General features: G+C 68.5%; 8 protein-coding genes and 1 pseudogene. 4 read left to right on the forward strand and 5 right to left on the reverse strand.

The genetic code is table 11. The features are described 5' to 3' along the window. Nucleotides 1–11 precede the first annotated feature (11 nt). A complete protein-coding gene (locus ACQP03_RS11645) occupies nucleotides 12–1,052 on the forward strand; it encodes an App1 family protein (RefSeq protein ID WP_357120051.1) in 1,041 nt (346 codons plus the stop codon). Between the two features lie 102 nt (nucleotides 1,053–1,154). Here ACQP03_RS11645 and ACQP03_RS11650 read toward each other — a convergent pair whose 3' ends face one another. Then, a complete protein-coding gene (locus ACQP03_RS11650; RefSeq protein WP_363661114.1) occupies nucleotides 1,155–5,600 on the reverse strand; it encodes a LamG-like jellyroll fold domain-containing protein in 4,446 nt (1,481 codons plus the stop codon). A 380-nt stretch (nucleotides 5,601–5,980) separates the two neighbouring features. Between ACQP03_RS11650 and ACQP03_RS11655 the strand changes: the two genes are divergently transcribed. Together ACQP03_RS11655 and ACQP03_RS11660 are read left to right on the forward strand one after the other, a co-directional pair. Then, complete coding sequence (locus tag ACQP03_RS11655; protein ID WP_433460867.1) at nucleotides 5,981–12,388, forward strand: RHS repeat domain-containing protein; 6,408 nt, start codon at nucleotides 5,981–5,983, stop codon at nucleotides 12,386–12,388. A 111-nt stretch (nucleotides 12,389–12,499) separates the two neighbouring features. Continuing rightward, the gene (locus tag ACQP03_RS11660; RefSeq protein WP_357120042.1) at nucleotides 12,500–12,739 is read left to right on the forward strand and encodes a hypothetical protein; all 240 of its coding nucleotides are present in this window, start codon (nucleotides 12,500–12,502) and stop codon (nucleotides 12,737–12,739) included. 486 nt (nucleotides 12,740–13,225) lie between these two features. Here the strand turns inward: ACQP03_RS11660 and glgB are convergent, their stop codons facing one another. From glgB to ACQP03_RS11675, 3 genes and pseudogenes are all read right to left on the reverse strand, one after another. Continuing rightward, nucleotides 13,226–15,328, reverse strand: a complete 2,103-nt coding sequence (gene glgB, locus ACQP03_RS11665; RefSeq protein ID WP_357120039.1) for a 1,4-alpha-glucan branching protein GlgB — start codon at nucleotides 15,326–15,328, stop codon at nucleotides 13,226–13,228. Nucleotides 15,329–15,804: 476 nt separating this feature from the next. Then, nucleotides 15,805–17,880: pseudogene (locus ACQP03_RS11670) on the reverse strand (maltotransferase domain-containing protein); the annotation flags it as partial. A 429-nt stretch (nucleotides 17,881–18,309) separates the two neighbouring features. Further along, on the reverse strand, nucleotides 18,310–18,537 hold the full coding sequence (locus ACQP03_RS11675; protein ID WP_355618591.1) for a winged helix-turn-helix domain-containing protein: 228 nt from the start codon (nucleotides 18,535–18,537) through the stop codon (nucleotides 18,310–18,312). A 325-nt stretch (nucleotides 18,538–18,862) separates the two neighbouring features. Between ACQP03_RS11675 and ACQP03_RS11680 the strand changes: the two genes are divergently transcribed. Next, nucleotides 18,863–20,125 (forward strand): helix-turn-helix domain-containing protein, encoded by a 1,263-nt coding sequence (locus tag ACQP03_RS11680; RefSeq protein ID WP_433460868.1) that lies wholly within the window; start codon nucleotides 18,863–18,865, stop codon nucleotides 20,123–20,125. 6 nt (nucleotides 20,126–20,131) lie between these two features. Here the strand turns inward: ACQP03_RS11680 and ACQP03_RS11685 are convergent, their stop codons facing one another. Continuing rightward, entirely contained in the window at nucleotides 20,132–20,686 is a 555-nt protein-coding gene (locus tag ACQP03_RS11685; RefSeq protein WP_357120031.1) for a TetR/AcrR family transcriptional regulator, read from the reverse strand. Nucleotides 20,687–20,731: the final 45 nt, after the last annotated feature.

Genomic DNA, 20,731 nt, shown 5'->3' on the forward strand with positions numbered 1-20,731 from the left:
AGGGTTGGCGCGTGCCACCCACACCCGCCGGCGAACTTGCCGTGCCGAATCTGCACCGGGCCGCGCGGATCGAAGACGCCGTGCACCAGCTCGTGGAGCGTCGGCTGCGCCGCACCGGCTGGCGGATGAACATCGTCGCCTACACCGGCTACGGCCGGCCGGGCTGGGTACGTGTGATGTGCCGGGTGCTGCTGGGCCGTCCGGACAACCGCCAGCGGGGTCGGCTGGACAAGGTGCGTGGCTGGCGCAGCTTCACCACCCTGCCCGCCAAGCACGTAACGGTGCAGATCGAGGCCGGCGGGGTACGGCACGAGGCCCAGGCCGACCGCAGCGGTTTCGTCGACACGCTCGTCGAGGCCGACCTGCCACCCGGCTGGGGCACCGTACGCCTCAGCGTCCCCGACGCCGAGCCCGTCGACGCCCCCGTGCGCATCCTCGACCCGGAGGTCAAGTTCGGCATCCTCTCCGACATCGACGACACGGTGATGGTGACGGCGCTGCCCCGACCCCTGCTCGCCGCGTGGAACACCTTCGTTCTCGACGAGCACGCCCGCGCCGCCGTACCCGGCATGGCGGTGCTCTACGAGCGACTGGTCACCGCGCACCCCGGCGCCCCGGTCTTCTACCTCTCCACCGGCGCGTGGAACGTCGCGCCGACGTTGACGCGGTTCCTGTCCCGGCACCTCTACCCGGCCGGTCCGCTGCTGCTCACCGACTGGGGTCCGACCGCCGACCGCTGGTTCCGCAGCGGCATGGAGCACAAGCGTTCCACCCTCGCGCGGCTCGCCAAGGAGTTTCCCGACGTGCGCTGGCTCCTGGTCGGCGACGACGGCCAGCACGACCAGGAGATCTACCGCGAGTTCGCCGCCGCCCACCCGGAGAACGTCGCCGGGGTGGCGATCCGTCGGCTGTCCCCGACCCAGTCGGTGCTGGCCGGTAGCCTGCCCGCCCCGGCCGGACGGCCGTCCTCGGGGCCGGTGGGGCAGAAGTGGCTGTCCGCGCCCGACGGCGCCGGCCTGTGGCAGCTCCTCCGCGACGCCGGCCTGGTCTGACCTCTACTCCCTCCGGCTCAGCCCGCATAGGCGAACCCCCCGGGTACCGCAGTTCGCGGTGCCCGGGGGGTTCCGGCCATTCGGGTTACATCGTGTTCGGTTCTACATCAGCGTGGGCGAGGCCCAGGTGACGGTGCCGGGGGCGCCGTTGCCCGGGTAGAGGGCCAGGGTGCCGTTGCTCCTGCGACGGACCATGAGATCCATCTTCCCGTCGTTGGTGACGTCGCCGAGGCTACTCATATCGAAGTCCTTGCACTTGCCGCAGACCAGGACACGGGGACCCCAGGCCGGCGTTCCGCTGGCGGCCGTGTTGGGGTAGACCCACATGTCGCCGGTGCTGGCATTGCGCATGATCAAGTCAGTCTTGCCGTCGTTGTTGGCGTCCTCGACGCTCGCCTGATCGTACCCGCCGCACAATTCGCAGAGCATGATCCGGGTACTCCAGGTGACTTCGCCGCCTGGAGTACCGCTGCCCAGGTATGCGTACATGTTCCCGGTGCTGTTTTCTTTGACGAACAGGTCGGTCTTGCCGTCCCGGTTCACGTCGCCCAGGTCGGACAGGCCGAAGTTGAGGCATTTGCCACAGACCAGCTGGCGGCCACCCCAGACCGGGTCGCCGCTGGCGACCGTGTTCGTATAGACGTACATGTCACCGGTGCTGATCTGCCGCATGAAGAAGTCCAACTTGCCGTCATTGTTGGCGTCGGCCATGTTGAACGAGTCGTAACCGCCGCACTTGCCGCACACCACCACGCCGGCATCGAACGTGAGCGTGCCGTCCAGGTTCGTTCCGCGGCGCAGCAGCACGTCGCCGTTGCCCTGCCTGACCAGCATGTCGCCCCGGCCGTCGCCGGTGATGTCGCGGACGTTTGGTGCGATGAGCATCTGGGCGTAGTTGCCCGGCGCGGTGGCCTCGGCCGGGTTCAGAGCCCGGTCCCAGTGCTGCACGTTGCTGACCTGACCCGAGTAGTACGAACTCGGCGCGCCCTTGTAGCGGTAGTGACCGATCACGAAACGACCGGTGCTGGGCCAGGACACGGCTGCGGCGTGCTGTGCCGTGCCAGCGAGGTTGTTGTTGACGTACAGGGCCATCGTGCTCGTGGTCGCGTTGTAGGTGGCTACCAGGTGTGTCCAGACTCCGAGCTGGGCGTTGGGCGCGCTGATGGCCTGGTCGTACGCCCAGGCGTCGCTGTCGGATCGGGCCATCCCGAACCGCCAGGTGTTGTCGCTCTGCTCCTGCCAGAGGATGAACCGGGCCGAGCGCGATCCCTCCTCGGAAAGGATGATCTTTCCGGCGGTGGTGGGCTTCACCCAGGCGGCGACGCTGAACGACCTGGTGGTGTCGACCAGCACCGGACTGGCGGCGCTGACCAGGCTGCCGGTGCCGTTGGCGTCCACGCCCGTGCCGGTGGCATCGCTGTTGAGCCGCAGGTCCGGGCTGAAGAGGTCACCCTCGTGCCAGTACGCGTTGCCGGTGCCGGTGAGAGTGCTGCCACCGGTGATGTCGCCGGCGGTGGCCGCGGACGCTCCGGCCGTGCCGTCGTCGAGCGGCCAGGTGTGCTTGGCGGTGACCAGGCCCTGCGCCTGCTGGGTGGCGATGGTGGGCGTGGTGCCCAGGCCGCTCACCAGGTACGCCGTGGTCAGGCCGTTGCCGCCGACGCTCCACAGGTCGGGAGTGCCGTCGGAGTTGGCGTCGGCGGCCCGCAGGGCTAGCGACGCGCCCCGGTTCCAGTTGGTCGAGAGCGTGTACGGCGTGTAGGTGAGCTGGTTGGTGTCCTGGTTGTACGCCAGGTTCGTCCACAGGTGCAGGGCGCCGGTGCTGCTGTTCCAGAGGAACATGGCGGTGCCACCGCTGACCTGGGCGGTGGCGATCGTCCAGTTGTTCCAGTCCACGCCACCGGCCGGGGTGAGCGTCGTGGTGCTGCCCGCGTAGTAGTAGAGGCCGGCCGCGAAGGCCATCGGGTAGTAGTTGAGGAAGTACCCGTTCGTCGCGTCGCCGCTGGTGCCGATCAGGTCCGGGATGGTGCTTCCGGTCGCTCGGGAGTCGCCGGCGTTTGCCAACTGCAGCGGAGCGTTGCCGTTGCTGTCGACAAGCAGTTCGCCGGAGACGCTCACCTGGTTGTTGTACGGCTGGATGACCGAGCCGTCGCCGCTGCCCCGCAGGACGATGCCGTTGCCCGCGTTGACGCCCCCGGTGTAGTAGACGAGGACGTCCTGCAGACCGGAGCCGAAGAAGTGGCCGGAGATCGCCTGGCCGTTGTTGAAGTCGGACGGGTCCTCGTTGCCGGTGACTCCGTTGCCCCGGGCGCCGAGGTCGTTGACCGTGGTGCGTACCGCGCCGCTGTTCATGCCCGTGCCCAGCCAGAGGCCGGCGGGCAGCCCGTTGCGGGCGCCGATGGTCAGCAGGTCGGCGACACCGTCACCGGTGAGGTCCGCGTCAGCCGCCGTGTCGGCGGGATCCGCGTTGAAGGTGATGGTGGCGGTCTCGCCGAAGTTCCCACCGGTCGAGAGGCTGGTCACGGCGAGGGTGTTGGTGAACCGGGTCGGCGTCACGACCACCGAGGCGGTGCCGGCGGAGGCGGAGATGCTGACCGGGGGCAGGCCGTTGAGCTGGTAGCTGTAGCTGGCCGGCTGGGTACCGGTGCTCGGCGGCGTGACGGCGAAGCTGACCTCTTCGCCGATCTTCGACTGCCCCTGCGGCTGGCTGATGTCGGGAGCGCCGGTCCGGGTGGGGTCGTAGGTGAAGCTGCAGGTCGTCGACCAGTCGCTGGACGCCCCGAAGTCGGTCGCCTGGACCTTCCAGGAGAAGCTGGTGATGGCGCCGCCCGCGGCGGAGCGCAGCGTGGCGACCGGCACGATCAGCACGCCCGTGCTGCCGGACGAGTACGTGAGCAGGTTCGGGTTGGAGGATGCCAGGGCGGTCTGCGCGGAGTCGGAGGTCTTCCAGAGCTTGAAGCTCACGCCGAGGGTGCCGCCGTCGGGGTCGGAAACCGGGGCGTACAGGTAGACCGGGTTGTCGCCGACCATCGACCCACCGCCGCAGGCGGTGCGCGGTGAGGTGGTCATGCCGGTCGGCTTGTTGGGCTTGTGGTTGAAGCGGATTTCCAGCGTGGGGCTGGTCTCCAGGAATTCCTTCCAGCTCTCATCGTCGCTGGCCTCGTTGCCGCCGATCATCCACAGGGTCCGGGTGGCCTTCTTGTTGGCGACGTCGGTCTTGATCTGGTCGGTGATGTCGAAGGACACGCCCTGGGCGCTACAGCCGCTGTAGCCGTAGGCGAAGCTCCCGGACGCGGCGAGGGGGCCCTTGCTCTGGTCCTCCCAGTAGTCCCAGCTGGCGTTCGACTTCGACAACGTCGTCGCGGGGGCGTAGACGTTTACCGTCTTCTTGGTGCAGCTCCACGACCAGGTATTAGTGATCTTGAACGTAGCGTCGTTGATCGTCGCGCCCGTGAGGGTGCTGTACGGCACCGGGAAGTTGATGAGCGTGTTCGAGCGCTGCTCGCCGGAGTTGCCCACCTGCATCCGACCCTGCGGGTCGGGCGTGTTGTTCCAGTAGTTCGTCGACTGGTGCTGGTACGAGATGCTGGACCAGCCGGACATCCGCGGTCCGGTGACGCTCCAGTTGAAGCTGGGATCGATGTAGACCGGGTAGACGGTCGCGGCATCGGTGAGCAGCTTGCGGTCGGGCTTGAGAGCGAGCTTGCCGGGGGAGACGGAGACCCCGATGGCGGCGGTGCGAGCCGCCCGGCCCGGGGCCGCGGTCGTCGACGCGGCGCTACTGCGCCCGGTCGGGGCGGCGGTGGCACCCGCCGAGGAGTCCCACATGGTCGGGGCCGGCGCGGTGATGACCGCATCGCCGGTGCGGTCCCGACCGCTGATGTTGCCGACCGCGTCGGCGTCGAGGGTGAACCCCTTGGCGGTGGTGGCCAGTTCGAGCGTGGCCAGCTTCGGGTTCTTCGCCGCTGTCGCGTCCTTGACCACGAAGACGTGGGAGAACCCGCCTTGGGCGTTGACCGTCACGGTCAGGTCCACACCGGGAAGGACGTTGGGGTACGTCGCCGTCGGCCCGGCGAGCGTGGGGGTCGGCAGCGCGACGGGGGCGGTCAGGGTGAGTGACCGGTCCCCACTGACCAGGTGTGCCATCGGCCCGCTGCCACCGCCCGACAGGCTGATGTCGTGTGTGGTGGTGGTCGCGGTGACGGCGCCGTCGGCCCGCCGGTACAGGGTGGGGTCCAGTTGCTTCCAGTCGGCGCCCACGCGCTTGCGGTTCGGCACCGCGCTCTGGCTGAGCAGGATCTGGCCGTTCGGAAGGGCGGTCAGCTTCTCCGTCGAGGTGCCGGCGGCGGTCGCCTCGACCTGCTTACCGGTCCGCTTGGCCTGCGCCAGGGCCGCGTCGACGCCGAGTGCCTTCTTCGGATCGACGGCGGGCTTCGGCGCTGCCGGTGCGGCGGCGGCTGGTATGGCGAGCGGCACCGTGGCCGTGGCGATGGCGACGGCGGCCACCGCGCCCGATGCGACGGCGCGTAGGCGCAGTCGTCTCCTGATCATGTCAAGTACTCCCCGTGAGTGACGTGAGCGCGTGGGTGCGCCCGATCGAGCGGCCACAGTGAAGCAGGCGTGGCCGGCTGCGGGAAACGCCCGAGGGTCCTCGACGCCGTCCCTTTGACGTTCAGTGGAGCGCATTTGAGGGCTTTGGCGGCTGATCATCGTTACCGTGTCGTGACCTTGTGGACGGTCGGACATGAAACATTGTTCGCGCCACGGGGGTGCGCGACCCATCACCCTGCGTGGTTTCCATTTCATCGGGCAGAGGTGAGGTCTGCATGACCGTCTACGGGGGATTACGCCTGCTCACACGTCCTAGACGTCTGGCCGCGACTGTCGTGGCCATGTCTGTGGCGGCGGGCTTGTTGTCGGGTGCGCCGGCGGTGGCGAAGCCGAAGGGGCCGGAGGTGGCGAAGGCCCCGGCGACGTCGCCGGGGCAGTCGGTCAAGGGTGTGAAGCCGTTGCCGACGAGGTTCGTCACGCCGCCTGATGACGCGAAGTCGACGTACCGGCCGACGCGTACGGCGTGGCCGAAGGCCGTTTCCGCGAAGGTCGACCTGCCGGCCGCACCGCTTGTTGGGGCGCGGGGCGCGGCTGCGGCGAAGGCACGTGTGGCGGATGCGCCGGTGTGGGTTCAGCCAGCGGGGGAGAAGACGGGCCCGCGCACCCTGGCGGTGAAGGTCGCTGACCGCAAGGCCGCCGAGGCTGCCGGGGTAGACGGTGTGCTGCTGTCGGTGACTCCGGACGTAGCCTCGGGGGCGGTTCGGGTCGGCGTGGACTACGCGGGGTTCGCCGAGGCGTTCGGCGGTAACTACGGGTCGCGGTTGCGCCTGGTGCGTCTGCCGTCGTGTGTGCTGACGACGCCGGCGGCGAGCGAGTGCCGGGTGCCGTCGCCGTTGGTGTCGACGAATGACGCCGGGGCGAGGTCGGTGTCGGCGGAGGTGCCGATGACGACGGAGGCGGGTTCCCGGGCGGCGGGCGGCCTGACCGTGTTGGCGGCCGTCGCGGCTGCCGGCGAGGAGGGCGGTAAGGGTGGCACGTATGCGGCCACGGATCTGAAGCCGTCGGGTTCGTGGAGCGGTGGTGGAAGTACGGGGTCGTTCACGTACTCGTATCCGATCAGTGTGCCGCCGGTGGCCTCGGATCTGGTGCCGCCGGTGGCGTTGTCGTACGACTCGGGCAGTGTGGACGGGCAGACGGCGTCGACGAACGCGCAGGCCTCGTGGGTGGGTGACGGTTGGTCCACGCCGCGTTCGTTCGTGGAGCAGACGTTCGCGTCGTGCATGGACGACCCGGGTGGCAGCGCGTCTCCGGTGAAGACGCCGGACCGTTGCTACGACGGTCCGATGCTGACGCTGTCGTTGAATGGCTCGTCGACGGCGCTGGTGTGGGACGCGGCGAAGGAGGTGTGGAAGCCGGAGTCGGACAACGGCGAGGTGATCACCCACGTCGAGAACGCCAACAACGGTTCGGGGACGTACAACACCGACTACTGGCGGGTGACGCTGCGCGACGGCACGAGCTACGAGTTCGGCCGTAACCGGCTGCCAGGGTGGGCCTCGGATAAGGCGGAGACGAAGTCGGTGGACCACACGCCGGTGTACTCGCCGCACTCCGGCGACCCGTGTTACAAAGCGGCGGGGTTCACCTCGTCGGTGTGCACGATGGCGTACCGATGGAACCTGGACTACGTCACCGACACCCACGGCAACGCGATGGCCTACTACTACGACCAGGCCACCAACTTCTACGGCCGTAACAAGGGCGCCTCGGACGAGTCCTACATCCGGGACAGCAACCTGGCGCGCATCGACTACGGCTTCACCGACGGCGGCGCGTACGGCACGGTGGCGAACCGGGTGGTCTTCAACACCGGTGACCGCTGCCTGTCGGGGACGTGTCAGCCGTTGAACTCGACGAACAAGGCGAACTGGCCGGACGTGCCGTTCGACCTGATCTGCGCCTCGGGAACCGACTGTGACGACTGGAGCCCGTCGTTCTTCTCCACGGTGCGCCTGACCTCGATCGAGGCCCAGCAGTACAACACGGCCACCAAGCAGTACGAGAAGGTCGACTCGTACGCCCTGTCGCACAGCATGCCGGCCACCGGTGACGGCACCTCGCCGACGTTGTGGCTCACCGATATCGCGCGTACCGGTCACGACACCAGCGCGGGTGGGTCCACCGAGGCGATCACGTTGCCGTCGGTGTCGTTCACCGGCATCAAGCTGCCCAACCGGGTCGACATCACCGGCGGCCTGCCGTCGTTCTACCGCCAGCGCATCGCCACGATCACCACCGAGACCGGTTCGGTGATCTCGCCGTCCTACGAGTTGCCGGTGCCGTGCACCGCCCCGGTCAGCACCGACCCGGCGGTCAACACGAAGTCCTGCTACCCGGTCTACTGGACCCCGGACGGCTACGTGAACCCGTTCAAGGACTGGTTCAACAAGTACGCCGTCACCCGCGTCACCTCGACGGACCCGACCGGTGGCGCCGCGGCCCTGTCGACCAGCTACAAGTACCTCGGCGGCGCGGCCTGGCACTACGACGAGAACGAGGTCGTCAAGTCCAAGTACCGCAGCTACGGCCAGTTCCGCGGCTACGCCAAGGTGCAGACGTTCACCGGCGACGGTGTCAACGACCGTCGGACCCAGTCCGAGACCGCCTACTACCGCGGCATGTCGAAGAACAACAACAGCATCGTGCTGAACCTGACCGACTCCGTCGGCGGCAACCACGAGGACGTCGACGAACTCGCCGGCAAGGAGTTGGAGACCACCAAGTACCTCGGCGAGAACGGCCGCGTCGACTCCTCCACGATCACCTCGTACTGGGTGTCCGGCGCCACCGCCACCCGCAGCAGGACCGGACTGTCGGCGTTGACGGCGCAGTGGGTCGCGCCGGTCAAGACGTACACCCGCCAGGCCGTCACCAGCAGCGGATCGGTGACCTGGCGTACCACCGCCAGCGACAACAGCTACGACGCGAACACCACCAGCGCCACGTTCGGCGAGCTGAAGAACACCTACACCTACACCGTGCCGGTCGACACGGCGTACAACCAGTGCACCACCTACACCTACGCTCCGGCGAACACCAGCAATAACCTCGCCGGCCTGGTCAGCCAGACCGAAACCGTGGCGGTGGCCTGCGGCGGGTTCACCCAGGGCAGCCCCGCCTCCGAGCCCGGCAGCCTCAACACCCTGACCGCCCCCGGCAGCGTCGGCCGGCCCGCCCAGGTCGTCAAGGCCGAACGCACCTTCTACGACGACCAGACCTTCTCCACCACGTTCCCGCAGACGAACGCCCCGTCCAAGGGCGACGTCACCCTCACCCAGACCGCCAAGGATTACACCTCCGGCGCGTACGTCTGGCAGACCACCGAGCGGTCGACCTACGACAACTACGGCCGGGTCACCGACTCGTACGACGCCAAGGGCAACAAGACCAGCAGCGGCTACACCATGAACGCCGTCAAACTGGTCACGGCCACCTCCAGCACCAACGCCGCAGGGCACGCCGGTTCCGTCACCCTCGACACGAAGCGCGGCATTCCGCTGGTCAGCACCGACCCCAACGGCGTCGTCACCACCCAGCGGTACGACGCGCTCGGCCGCGGGACGTCGGTGTGGCTGAACTCTCGTGCCACGAGCGTCGGAGCAGACTACAAGTTCGGCTACACCGTCTCGAAGACGGGGGTGTCCGCCACCACGACGGAGAAACTGACCGAATCCGGCGGCTACCAGAAGTCGGTCACCATCTACGACGCGCTGCTGCGCAGCCGTCAGACCCAGTCGGTCACCCCTGCGGGTGGTCGGATGATCACGGACACGTTCTACGACACTCGCGGGTGGACCCGCGCGTCGTACAACGGTTGGTGGGACGACGGTTCGTCGCCGGCGGTCAGCACGCCGGTGTCGGCGGCTGACTTGGGTAAGCAGGTGCCGAACCAGACGTTCACCACCTACGACGGCCTGGGCCGCGCGGTGATCGTGGCGGCGGCCAAGAACGGTGTGACCGTGTCGACGACGACTACGGTGCACGGCGGTGACCGCACCACGGTCGTTCCGCCTGCCGGCGGTGTGGTGTCCGCCACGCTCACCGACGCGCTGGGTCGGAAGAAGGAGTTGCAGGAGTACAGCGTCCGTCCCACGGTGACGACGCCGTCGGACACGTTCACCGGCACGTTCGCCGTCTCAGGCGGGACGGCGACGGTCAGCAAGTACGGCTACGACGGGCACGGCAACCAGTCGACGCTCACCGATGCCAGCAACAACGTGTGGACCTCGACGTACAACCTGCTCGGTCAGGTCGTGGCGAAGTCCGACCCGGATGCCGGTGGCAGCAGCATGAGCTACGACGCCAACGGCAACCTGCAGGAGTCCACCGACGGGCGCGGCAAGACCCTGTCGTTCACCTACGACTCCCTGAACCGCAAGACCGGGGAGTACGCCTCGACGGTGGCGAACCAGGCGTCGGCGAACCAACGCGCGGCGTGGGTGTACGACAACAGCAACGGCGTCTCGGGGGTCACCAATGCGCTCGGGAAGCTGACTACCACCATCGCCTACCGCGGTGGGCAGGCGTACACCACGCAGCAGAAGGCGTTCAACGTCTTCGGTAGCTCGCTGGGCACGACGGTCACCATCCCCAGCACCGAGGGCGCCCTCGGCGGCTCGTACGCGTTCGGGCACACCTATACCTCGACGCTGGGTTTGCTCCTGACCGACACCTACCCCGCCAAGGGTGGGCTGCCCGCGGAAGTCGTGATACACGGCTACTCGCCGGATATGGATCTGCCCTGGACGCTCGGTGGACTGCACGGCTATGCCAACGGGGTCAGCTACGACGCCTACGGCCGGGTCAACCAGCAGACCCTCGGCATGAACACGAACCTGGCGTATGTCACCAACACCTACGACCCGCACACCAGCCGGCTGACCAACCAGCTCGTCACCCGCTCGACGGCTACCCCGTCGAATGTCGACGAGCAGGAGTACAAGTACGACCTGGTCGGCAACATCACCCGCAAGACCAGCAAGAGGTTGGGTGCCACCACTCCGGCGGAGACCCAGTGCTACGGCTACGACGGCCTGGCCCGACTCGCCGAAGGCTGGACCGGCACCGACGCCTGCGCCGCCACGCCCACGGACGCCAACAAGTCCATGGTCGGCAACACCATCGGCGGAGGTAGCGCCTACTGGACCAGCTGGCAGATCGACCTGATCGGCAACCGCACCCAGCAGACCGAGCACAACCTCACCGGCGGCACCGACACCAAGACCGTCTACGCCTACAACGGCAACGGTCAGAACAAGCCCCACACCCTGACCTCCACCACCACAACCGGCGGGGCAACCGGCACCACGTCGTACACCTACGACAACGCCGGCAACACCACCGGCCGCAACGCCGCCCAGGGCAACCAGACCCTCACCTGGGACGACGCCGGCAAACTCGCCACCGTGACCGGAGGCGCCAGCGGCGACAACAGCTTCATCTACGACGCCGACGGCAACCTGCTGCTGCAAAAGGAGCCCGGCAAGAACACCCTCTACCTGCCGGGGCAACAACACACCCTCAACACCAGTTCCACGGTGGTGACCGGTAGCCGGTACTACGCCCTCCCCGGCGGCGGCAGCTGCATCCGCACCGGGAGCGGCACGGCGTACACCTTCGCCATCGCCGACCACCAGGGCACCCCGTCGCTCTACCTCGACAACACCGCACAAAATCCGACCTGGCGGCAGTACACGCCGTACGGTGGCGCTCGGGGTGCTGCCGTCGCCGCACCCGACAACCATGGCTTCCTCGACAAGCCGATGAGCCCGACCGGACTCACCACCGTCGGCGCCCGCTCCTACGACCCCATCCTCGGTCGATTCATCTCCATCGATCCTGTGCAGGACGCAGCCCAGCCGCAACAGTGGAACGGCTACTCCTACGCCAACAACACACCCGTCACCTCGAGCGACCCCACCGGGCTGATCCCCACCGACTGCCTCACCCAGGCCAGTTGTCCCGATTACCGCCTCGGTGACGAAAAAGGCAACCGTAAAAACAAGGCCAAGAACTCCGATTGTTGGCCCCGTTGCTTGGGATCTCGGGATCTGACGAAGCCGCGACACTTGACACGGCCGAAACCCAATAAGCTTCGCTGTATGAACTGCAATACTGGGCCAGGTACTCCCGGAGCAGTCGAGTTTATGGAGCCCTGGCCGGGTTTGGTCCACTCAAGTGGGCAATGCCTCTCTCCGACGGCGCCCCCCTCCTGTTTCCGCACCGGAGGCTGGCTCCGAAACGATTGCGGAGTGCTGGTGAGTGACTACAACTCGGCATACGCACCGTGTCAAGTGGCCGCTCCGCGAAGGAAGCCTGTAAAGGAGGAGCCTAAGCCTTGGGGGACGTTGAATATATGCGGTGGACTGGGAGCTCAAATGGGTGCGTCCATAGCGGGGGAGCTGTGCATTGAGGTGGACCGGCATGGGCCGGGATTCGGTGGTGGATTCAAAGTTGGTACCGGCCCTAGTGCCGGCGCTGATGCAACGGTAGGCTTCAACTACTCTAACCAAGATATCGACGACAAAGGCGGGTGTAATCCTTACGGGCAGGTGACCGGAGGCGAAGGCGTTGTGGGCGGCATCAGTGGTGAGGGTGATGGCAATGGTAACTATCAAGGCGGCTTCTCTATTGGAGGGGGAGCTTCTTTCACTCCTGCTCCACCCTTCGCTTGGTCCGGTTCGAGTGGAATCAGTTGCGCAGAAGCTTTCCACCCTTTCAGTCAGTAGTGCCTGCTATCGGAAGTTAGAATATTGGAAGAGTTGAAAGCTATTGTTCGAACATTGAGGTGGCGATTGGCGGTGTGGAGCTTGCGAACTTCACTTGCGATATTGCCATCAATGGTCATTCTGGTTTTAATGGCGGGGATTGATGGTCTCAAGCAGCTAGCTGAGCCGTTGGTGTTGATCCTGTTCTTCATAGCCGCGATCGTATTAGTCATCGGATGGGTGGCGGCGATATTGCTTGCGCGTGACACCACAAGATTAGCTGTAGGGCAGTCAGGGCTTATCGATCCAGGTCGAAGCATGATTATATTGCAGCACCTTTTAAGAGACACCTGCAGCTTCCGTAACCGATAGGACAGGTACATTCCTCAACCATCGGTCTTGGGCGGCGCGGAGGCTTTCGGGCCTGTGGTCGTAGCCCCTGTAGCTAGCTCCTGGTGAGCTACTGATCGTCCCCGGCTGGGGGCTCCCCGAGTGGGGAGTCCCCCAGCCACCCGGTCAAAGCCTGAAGCCGAAAAGAAGGAGTGCTCCGCTTGGTCTCGGGCGCGAGGCCGGCAAGGCGCCCAATAGGACGTACCGTAGTGTCAGGAGTGGGATAAACTCGGCAATTGTGCTGCGGGCACCAAACGAGATGCTAACCGGCGCTGCCGTCCTGGCAGATGGTGTCTGTGTCGCGGCTTCGCAGGCGCCTGCCCTGGTCACTCGCGAGAGATGGAAAAGGGTTCAGGCCGGGCGAAGGACGCTCGGTCGCTCTATGGCGACGCTCGGCATCCCAAAAGGGCATGACACATCGGGGATGTCGAGCGTCCGTCTTGCCTATGAGCCAGCCGCTTCAGCAAGCTATTTCTTAAGCAACCAGATGACGCCCAGTGGGGGGACCTGGAGGGCCCCCGAGGCGACCAGGCCGTGCCAGGGCACGTCCTGGGCGTGCACCTCGCCCAGGTTGCCCACCCCGGAACCGCCGTAGTGGTGGGCGTCGGTGTTGAGCACCTCGGTCCAGGTGCCGCCGGCCGGTAGGCCGATCCGGTAGTCGTGCAGCGGTAGCGCGGAGAAGTTCGCCACGCACACCAGCGTCGAGCCGTCCGGGGCGATCCGGACGAAGGAGACGGTGTTGTTGGCGACGTCGTCGCCGGCGATCCACCGGAACCCGGCTGGTTCGGTGTCCTGCGCCCAGAGCGCCGGGGTGTCCCGGTAGACGCGGTTGAGGTCGCCGACGAGCCGCTGCACGCCGGCGCGGGCCGGGTCGTGCAGCAGGTACCAGTCGAGACCGCGCTCCTCGCTCCACTCCCGGTCGTCGGCCAGCTCGGAGCCCATGAAGAGCAGTTGCTTGCCGGGGTGCGCCCACATGTACGCCAGGAGCGCCCGGACGTTGGCGAGGCGCTGCCAGGTGTCGCCGGGCATCTTGCCGGCCAGCGATCCCTTGCCGTGCACGACCTCGTCGTGGCTGATCGGCAGCACGTAGTTCTCGCTCCAGGCGTACGCCAGGGAGAACGTGAGCTGGTGGTGGTGGTGCTGGCGGTAGATTGGGTCCTTCGACGTGTAGAGCAGGGTGTCGTGCATCCAGCCCATGTTCCACTTGAAGCCGAAGCCCAGCCCGCCGCCGGCGGTGGACTGGGTGACTCCCGGCCACGCGGTGGACTCCTCGGCGATCATCACGACGCCGGCGTGGTGCTTGTAGACCGTCGCGTTCACCTCCTGCATGAGCGCGATGGCCTCCAGGTTCTCCCGACCACCGTACTGGTTGGGCGTCCACTGGCCCGCCTCGCGGGAGTAGTCCAGGTAGAGCATCGAGGCGACCGCGTCGACGCGCAGCCCGTCGACGTGGAACTCCTCGCACCAGTAGAGCGCGTTGGCGACCAGGAAGTTGCGCACCTCGCGGCGGCCGAAGTCGAAGACGTACGTGCCCCAGTCCGGGTGCTCGCCGCGACGGGGGTCGGGGTGCTCGTACAGCGGGGTGCCGTCGAAGCGCGCGAGCGCCCACTCGTCCTTCGGGAAGTGCGCGGGCACCCAGTCGAGGATGACGCCGATGCCGGCGGCGTGCAGGGCGTCGACGAGGTGGCGGAACTCGTCCGGGTCGCCGAAGCGGGACGTCGGCGCGTAGTAGCCGGTCACCTGGTAGCCCCAGGAGCCGCCGAACGGGTGCTCCATCACGGGCAGGAACTCCACGTGCGTGAAGCCCAGCTCGGTGACGTACGCGGTGAGCTGGTCGGCCAGCTCGCGGTAACCCAGGCCGGGCCGCCACGAGCCGAGGTGCACCTCGTACACGCTCATCGGCTCCTGGTGCGGCCGCCGTTCGGCCCGCCGGGCGAGCCAGTCGGCGTCGTTCCACCGGTACGTCGAGTGGTGCACCACCGACGCGGTGGCCGGCGGCACCTCCGCGTACGCCGCCAGGGGGTCGGCCTTGTCCCGCCACTTCCCGTCGGCGCCGAGCACCCGGTACTTGTAGCGGGCGCCGACCCGCGCGTTGGGGACGAACAGCTCCCACACTCCGCTGGAGCCGAGCGAGCGCATCGGCCAGCCGTCGTCCGCGCCCCAGCCGGTGAAGTCACCGATCACGCGGACGCCCTGGGCGTTGGGCGCCCAGACGCTGAACGCCACGCCCTCGTCGAAGACCCGCGCGCCGAGCGCTTCCCACAGCCGCTCGTGGCGGCCCTCGCCGATGAGGTGCAGGTCCAGCTCGCCGAGGGTGGGCGGGTAGCGGTACGGGTCGTCGTGCGTGGTGCCGTCGACCTCCACCCGGTAGTCGAGCACGTTGCCCTCGACCTGCGCCTCGAAGATGCCCAGGTCGTGCACCCGCTTCATCGGGTGCCGGTCGTCGCCGACGAGCAGCGCCACGTCACCCGCGCCCCGGCGCATCGTGCGGATCGTGGTCGACCCCTCGGCGGGGTGCGCGCCGAGCAGCGCGTGCGGGTCGTGCGTCACACCGGTGATCAGCTGGTCCATCGGTCGTCCTTCGAGGCGGGAGCGGTCGGCGCGGGGCGGGACGGGCGGGTGGCAGCCGGGTGGGGCGCGGGCGGGCGGCCGTCCGAGGACTGGGCGGCAGCCGCACGGGCCGCGGCGCGGGACGCCAGGGTGGCCGGCGTCGCCGCACTGCGGGCCGGGGTCGCCGCCGCCGCGGCCGGGGCAGATGGCGGGGCGGCTGAGGCAGAGGGCGCGGCGGCCGGGGGAGATGGCTCGGCAGCCGGGGCAGGTGACTCGGCGGCCGGGGGAGATGGCGCGGCGGCCGGGGCAGAGGGCGCGGCGGCCGGGGGCGGCGTCGTGGTGGCTGGGGCGGGCGGCGCGGTAGCCGGGGCGGGCGGCGCGGTAGTCGGAGTCGGGAGCGCGGTCGCCGGCGGCGCGGTGGGCGGGGACGACGGCTGGGTAGCCGAGGGCTCTGCGACGCTGGCCGGGGGCTCTCCGACGCTGGCCGGAGGCGGTGGCTCGGTGGCCGGAGGCGGTGGCTCGGTGGCCGGGGTCGTCGGCGCGGTGCCGCCGGACAGCTCGTCCGGCACGTCGGCGACGGTGAGATCCGCCGGTTCGACGCCGGCCGGCTCGGGAACGGCGGGCGGCGTCGGGCGGCGGACGGTCAGCACGTGCGCCGGTTGCAGGTACGGGTCGAGCCGTACCGCGTTGCGTTGCCCCCAGTCGTAGCTGGTGCCGGTCAGCTCGTCGTACACGGTGAAGCGCTCGTGCCAGTCGAACCCGAGCGCGGGCATGTCGAGCGTGGTGTTGCCCCACTGCACCTCGCGGGAGTCGAACGAGCAGACCACGATGACCGTGTTGCCGGTCTCCGGGTCGTGCTTCGACCAGCAGAGCAGCGCCGGGTTGTCGATCTCGTGGAACCGCAGGTTGCGGAGCTGGTGCAGCGCCGGGTTGTCGCGGCGTACCCGGTTGAGGGTGGTCAGGAACGGCGCGAGCGAGCGGCCCTGCGCCTCGGCGGCGGCCCAGTCGCGGGGACGCAGCTCGTACTTCTCGTTGTCCAGGTACTCCTCCGCGCCGGGGCGGGCCACGTGTTCGAACAGCTCGTAGCCCGCGTACAGGCCCCAGGAGGGGGAGAGCAGCGCGGCCAGCACCGCCCGGATCTTGAACATCGGCGGGCCGCCGTGCTGCAACGATTCGTGCAGGATGTCCGGCGTGTTCGGCCAGAAGTTGGGCCGCATGTGGTCGGCCGACTCGACCAGCTCCTCGCAGTACTCCCGCATCTGGGCGGCCGTCGTGCGCCAGGTGAAGTAGGTGTACGACTGCGTGAAGCCGATCTTGCCGAGTCCGTGCATGATGGCCGGCCGGGTGAACGCCTCGGCCAGGAACAGCACGTCCTTGTCGACCTTCTTGACCTCGGCGATCAGCCAGTGCCAGAAGTCGAACGGCTTGGTGTGCGGGTTGTCCACCCGGAAGATCCGGATACCCTCGCCCACCCAGTGCAGCACGACCCGCAGCACCTCGGCCCGGATGCCCTCCGGGTCGTTGTCGAAGTTGACCGGGTAGATGTCCTGGTACTTCTTCGGCGGGTTCTCCGCGTACGCGATGCTGCCGTCGGCCCGGGTGGTGAACCACTCCGGGTGCTCGGTCACCCAGGGGTGGTCCGGCGCGCACTGCAACGCCAGGTCCATCGCCACTTCCAGGCCCTGCGCCGCAGCGGCCTCGATGAACGCCCGGAAGTCTGCCGGCGTACCCAGGTCGGGGTGGATCGTGTCGTGGCCGCCCTCGGCGGCGCCGATGGCCCACGGCGAGCCGACGTCGGTCGGTCCGGCGGTGAGCGCGTTGTTGCGGCCCTTGCGGTTGACCCGGCCGATCGGGTGGATCGGCGGCAGGTAGAGCACGTCGAAGCCCATCGCGGCCACGCCCGGCAGCCGCCCGGTCGCGGTGGCGAAGGTGCCGGAGCGCCCACCCGCTGCTCCTTCGGAGCGCGGGAAGAACTCGTACCAGGCCGAGAAGAGGGCCCGCTTGCGGTCAACCCAGAGGGTGTACGCGTCACCGACCGTCACCAACTCGCGCACCGGGTGCTCCCAGAGCAGGTCGGCGAGGGCGAGCGCCGGCCCGACGCGCTGCGGTAACGGCAGATCGGTGGCGGCGAGGGCGGTGAGCGCGTCGGCGACGCTCGCGCGGTCGGCGGCCGGCACCAGGTCCCGGGCAGCGGCCAGCACGCGCGCGCCCTCGGCCAGGTCGTTGGCGAGATCTTCCGGGCCCTGCCCGGCGGCGATCTTCTTGGTCACCGCGTTCTGCCACGTCAGGTACGGGTCTCCGAACGCCTCGACGGTGAAGGTCCACGCGCCGACGGCGTCCGGGCGGATCGTGGCGTGCCAACGGTCCTGGCCGGGCTCGCCGGGGCGCATCCGGGTGAACGGCCGTTTCTCGCCGTCCGGGCCGGCCCACACCACGTTGCAGCCCAGCGCGTCGTGCCCCTCCCGGTAGGCGCGCGCCGACACCGGAACCGGCTCGTCGACGACCGCCTTGGCCGGGTACCGCCCGCACGAGACGACGGGGGAGACGTCTTCGATCGGGAACCGTCCTGTCACCCCGCCAACCTACTGTGCGAGATCGGCTCGCGCGCGGCCAAGCACCCGCCCGGTGGGCACCCGACCCAAGATCCGCTCACTTTCGGGGAAACTGCTGCATCGCGGCGCCTTGAGACAGCAGTTTCCCCGAAGTTGCGCGGATCTCCGCGGCTCGGTGGGTAGAGGCGTCCATCTGACCGGCCGCTCCCGCCTTGATCCACTCGCGTTACAGGAAACCGCGGTGTCAGTGCGCGTTCGATGCCGCGATTTCCCGGAAGGCGAGTGGATCAAGACCGTGTGGCACACACGAACGGGCCAGGTGGGGGGTTCTGGAGCGCGGCCCGTGGTGGCATTCGGGCGGCGATGATCGTTGGCGCCTCGGCAGCAATGCGCTCGGCGTGTCGTACCGCTCAGCCGCCAACGATCGAGGGAGCGACGTTGTGCTCGGGCTCAGGCGGGCGGGTTCGGTGCGACGAACGAGCCCTTGCCCTGGCGAGTGACGATCCAGCCTCGCTCCTCGAGAATCCGAAGGGCGTAACGCACAGGCCACGCGCTCGACTGGTACTGCTCACGCATCTCGGCGATGGACGGCAGTTTGTCGCCCGGTTTGAGGGTGCCGCTGCGGATTGAAGCAGCGACGTCATCGATGATCTGCTCGTACAGCGGTGCTTGCGGCATGGTGGCGCCACCTCTCGTCAGCGCACCGATCTTCGCACTCTGGGTAACTCGCCGTGCATGCTCTGTTGACTGTGACGGCAGTGCCTTCTAAGTTGGGATGGGTAGGGGTTCTCTCGTCAGCAACGGAGTGCCTCCAGCCGGGGCGGGAGTGCCCGCAGGTCGCTTCCGCCCCGGGTCGATCGTCCGGTCAGCCGCCGTTCCCCAATGTTCGCCATCTCGATCGCGCTGGTCAGGAGGCACGATGTATGAACGTTCGCCGGATGGGCCGTTGCCACCGGCCAATCCCGTTGCCGGTGCGCGTCCTCGGCTGCCGGACGGGGATCAGGTGCCCTGTCCGCCGCTCCCGGCGCGGGCGTCGCTCACCCGGCGGCAGTACCTCTACGGACTCGTGATCGCTGTGGTCGTACTCCTGTTGTTTGTTCTTGGGTCGTGCGGTGAGCGCGACGGGCCGGCGGTGAACGAGCTGCCGGTGGGTCGCCGGGTCGCCCAGTGGCGGGTGCGGCGCAACATGACGCAGCAGCAGTTCGCGGACCGGCTCGGCAAGTCGAAGAGTTGGGTGGACAAGGTCGAGCGTGGGGTACGCCGGTTGGAGCGGGTATCGAACCTCCGGGAGGTCGCCGAGACGTTGCGCATCGACGTGGAGGTCCTGTTGGCGGCACGGCCAGTGCGGCCGACTCCGGTCGTGGCCGGGGTGGACGGGGTACGGGCGGCGCTGGCCCGGTACCACCTACCGGGCGCGGACCGACTGCCGCTGGCGGAGGAGTTGCGGGCCCGGCTGGAGCATGCCGAGCAGAGCTATCGCCACGCTCGGTACCCAGCGTTGCTGGCACTGTTGCCCGGCCTGCTCGACGCGGCCCGGGAAGCACACGCGGCTCGCCCCGGCGCGACGGACGCGCTGCTGGTGTCGGTGTACGCGCTCATCGCCCTGGCGCTGGTCAAGGTCGACCAGGGGGACCTGGCCTGGTTGGCCGCCGACCGGGGAATGGCAGTCGCCTTGGCGACCCACGACCCGCAGTTGGTCGGCCTCGCCACCGTGTCACTGAGTCAGGCCCTGCGATCTCGTGGTCGACGACGATCCGCCCTGGACGCCGCGCTCGTCGCCGCCGAACACATCGATGTGTCTCGGGCCGGTGACGACTCTCCGGCTGGCGCGCTTCGAGGCGTGCTACTGATCCAGGCTGCGCTCGCCGCCGCGGGTGGCAAGGACCAGGCCCGCGCACTCCGCGCGCTCGACCAGGCCACGGGGATCGCCGGCTGGGCGGTGGTCGAGGCCGCCCGAGTGGTGGCCGAGGCGTCCCTTGGCGACGTCACCACGGCCTCGGCTCGGCACGAGCGGCTGGTAACCGGCGAGGAGTGGCGGTGGCTGCCGCCCGAGCACCGTGCCGCGTACCTCCTCGATGTGGCCCGCGCCTACGCGCTGACCGGCGACATGCTTCGGGCTGGCCGGGCGCTGCTCGACGCGGAACGCACCGCACCCGGCGAGGTGCACGACCGCCCGGCGGTACGAAAGCTGGTCACGGTCATGTGGCGGTCCGCCGACGCGCCAGCCGGCATCGTTCAGCTCGCCACCACTCTCGGTGTCGCCTGACCGCCGTCACATCGTCTTCCCGTCGTCGCCGAGTACGGAGCCGACAAGTGCGTCCAGTCCCGCGTGCCACCGAGCTTCGGGCCAGTCGCGCAGGTGCTCGACCAGGTCGCTGCGGACGGCGGCGAGCAGCGCGTGGGCCAGGTAGTCCGCCGACTGCGGGCCGCGTGCCTCGGTGACGAGGCCGGCGAGCAGGGCGTGCCAGTGGTCGTACGCCTCGTTGCGGTACGGGCTGCCGCCTCCGGCGCTCTCCAGCGCCAGCGTGAGCACCCGGTTGTCGAGCTTGAAGCGCAGCATGGCCCGCAGCAGGTCGACGGCCTGTTCCGCGGCCGGCCGGGTGGGTGACACCGCGAGCGCGTCCCGCAACCGCAGTCCCCGTTGCTCGTAGAGCGCGCGGATGAGCCCGATGCGGTCGCCGAAGCGCCGGAACAGGGTGCCCTTGCCGACGCCGGCCGCGGTGGCGATGTCGTCCATCGACACCTGGTCGGGGTCGGTTGCGGCGTCGAAGAGACGCCCGGCGGCGGCCAGCACCGACTCCCTGTTGCGCAGCGCATCGGCCCGCATCGGACACCCCTCTCGCCAAACGGACTGCCGGTCCGTATAGTCGAA

The organism is Micromonospora sp. CA-248212 (assembly GCF_050948405.1).
In the GTDB taxonomy this organism is placed as follows: domain Bacteria; phylum Actinomycetota; class Actinomycetes; order Mycobacteriales; family Micromonosporaceae; genus Micromonospora.

Coding starts and splice junctions, on each gene's coding strand:
- ACQP03_RS11685 (WP_357120031.1), bottom strand. CDS start 20,686: ATGCGGGCCGATGCGCTGCGCAACAGGGAGTCGGTGCTGGCCGCCGCC.
- ACQP03_RS11650 (WP_363661114.1), bottom strand. CDS start 5,600: ATGATCAGGAGACGACTGCGCCTACGCGCCGTCGCATCGGGCGCGGTG.
- glgB (WP_357120039.1), bottom strand. CDS start 15,328: ATGGACCAGCTGATCACCGGTGTGACGCACGACCCGCACGCGCTGCTC.
- ACQP03_RS11660 (WP_357120042.1), top strand. CDS start 12,500: ATGGTCATTCTGGTTTTAATGGCGGGGATTGATGGTCTCAAGCAGCTA.
- ACQP03_RS11675 (WP_355618591.1), bottom strand. CDS start 18,537: ATGCCGCAAGCACCGCTGTACGAGCAGATCATCGATGACGTCGCTGCT.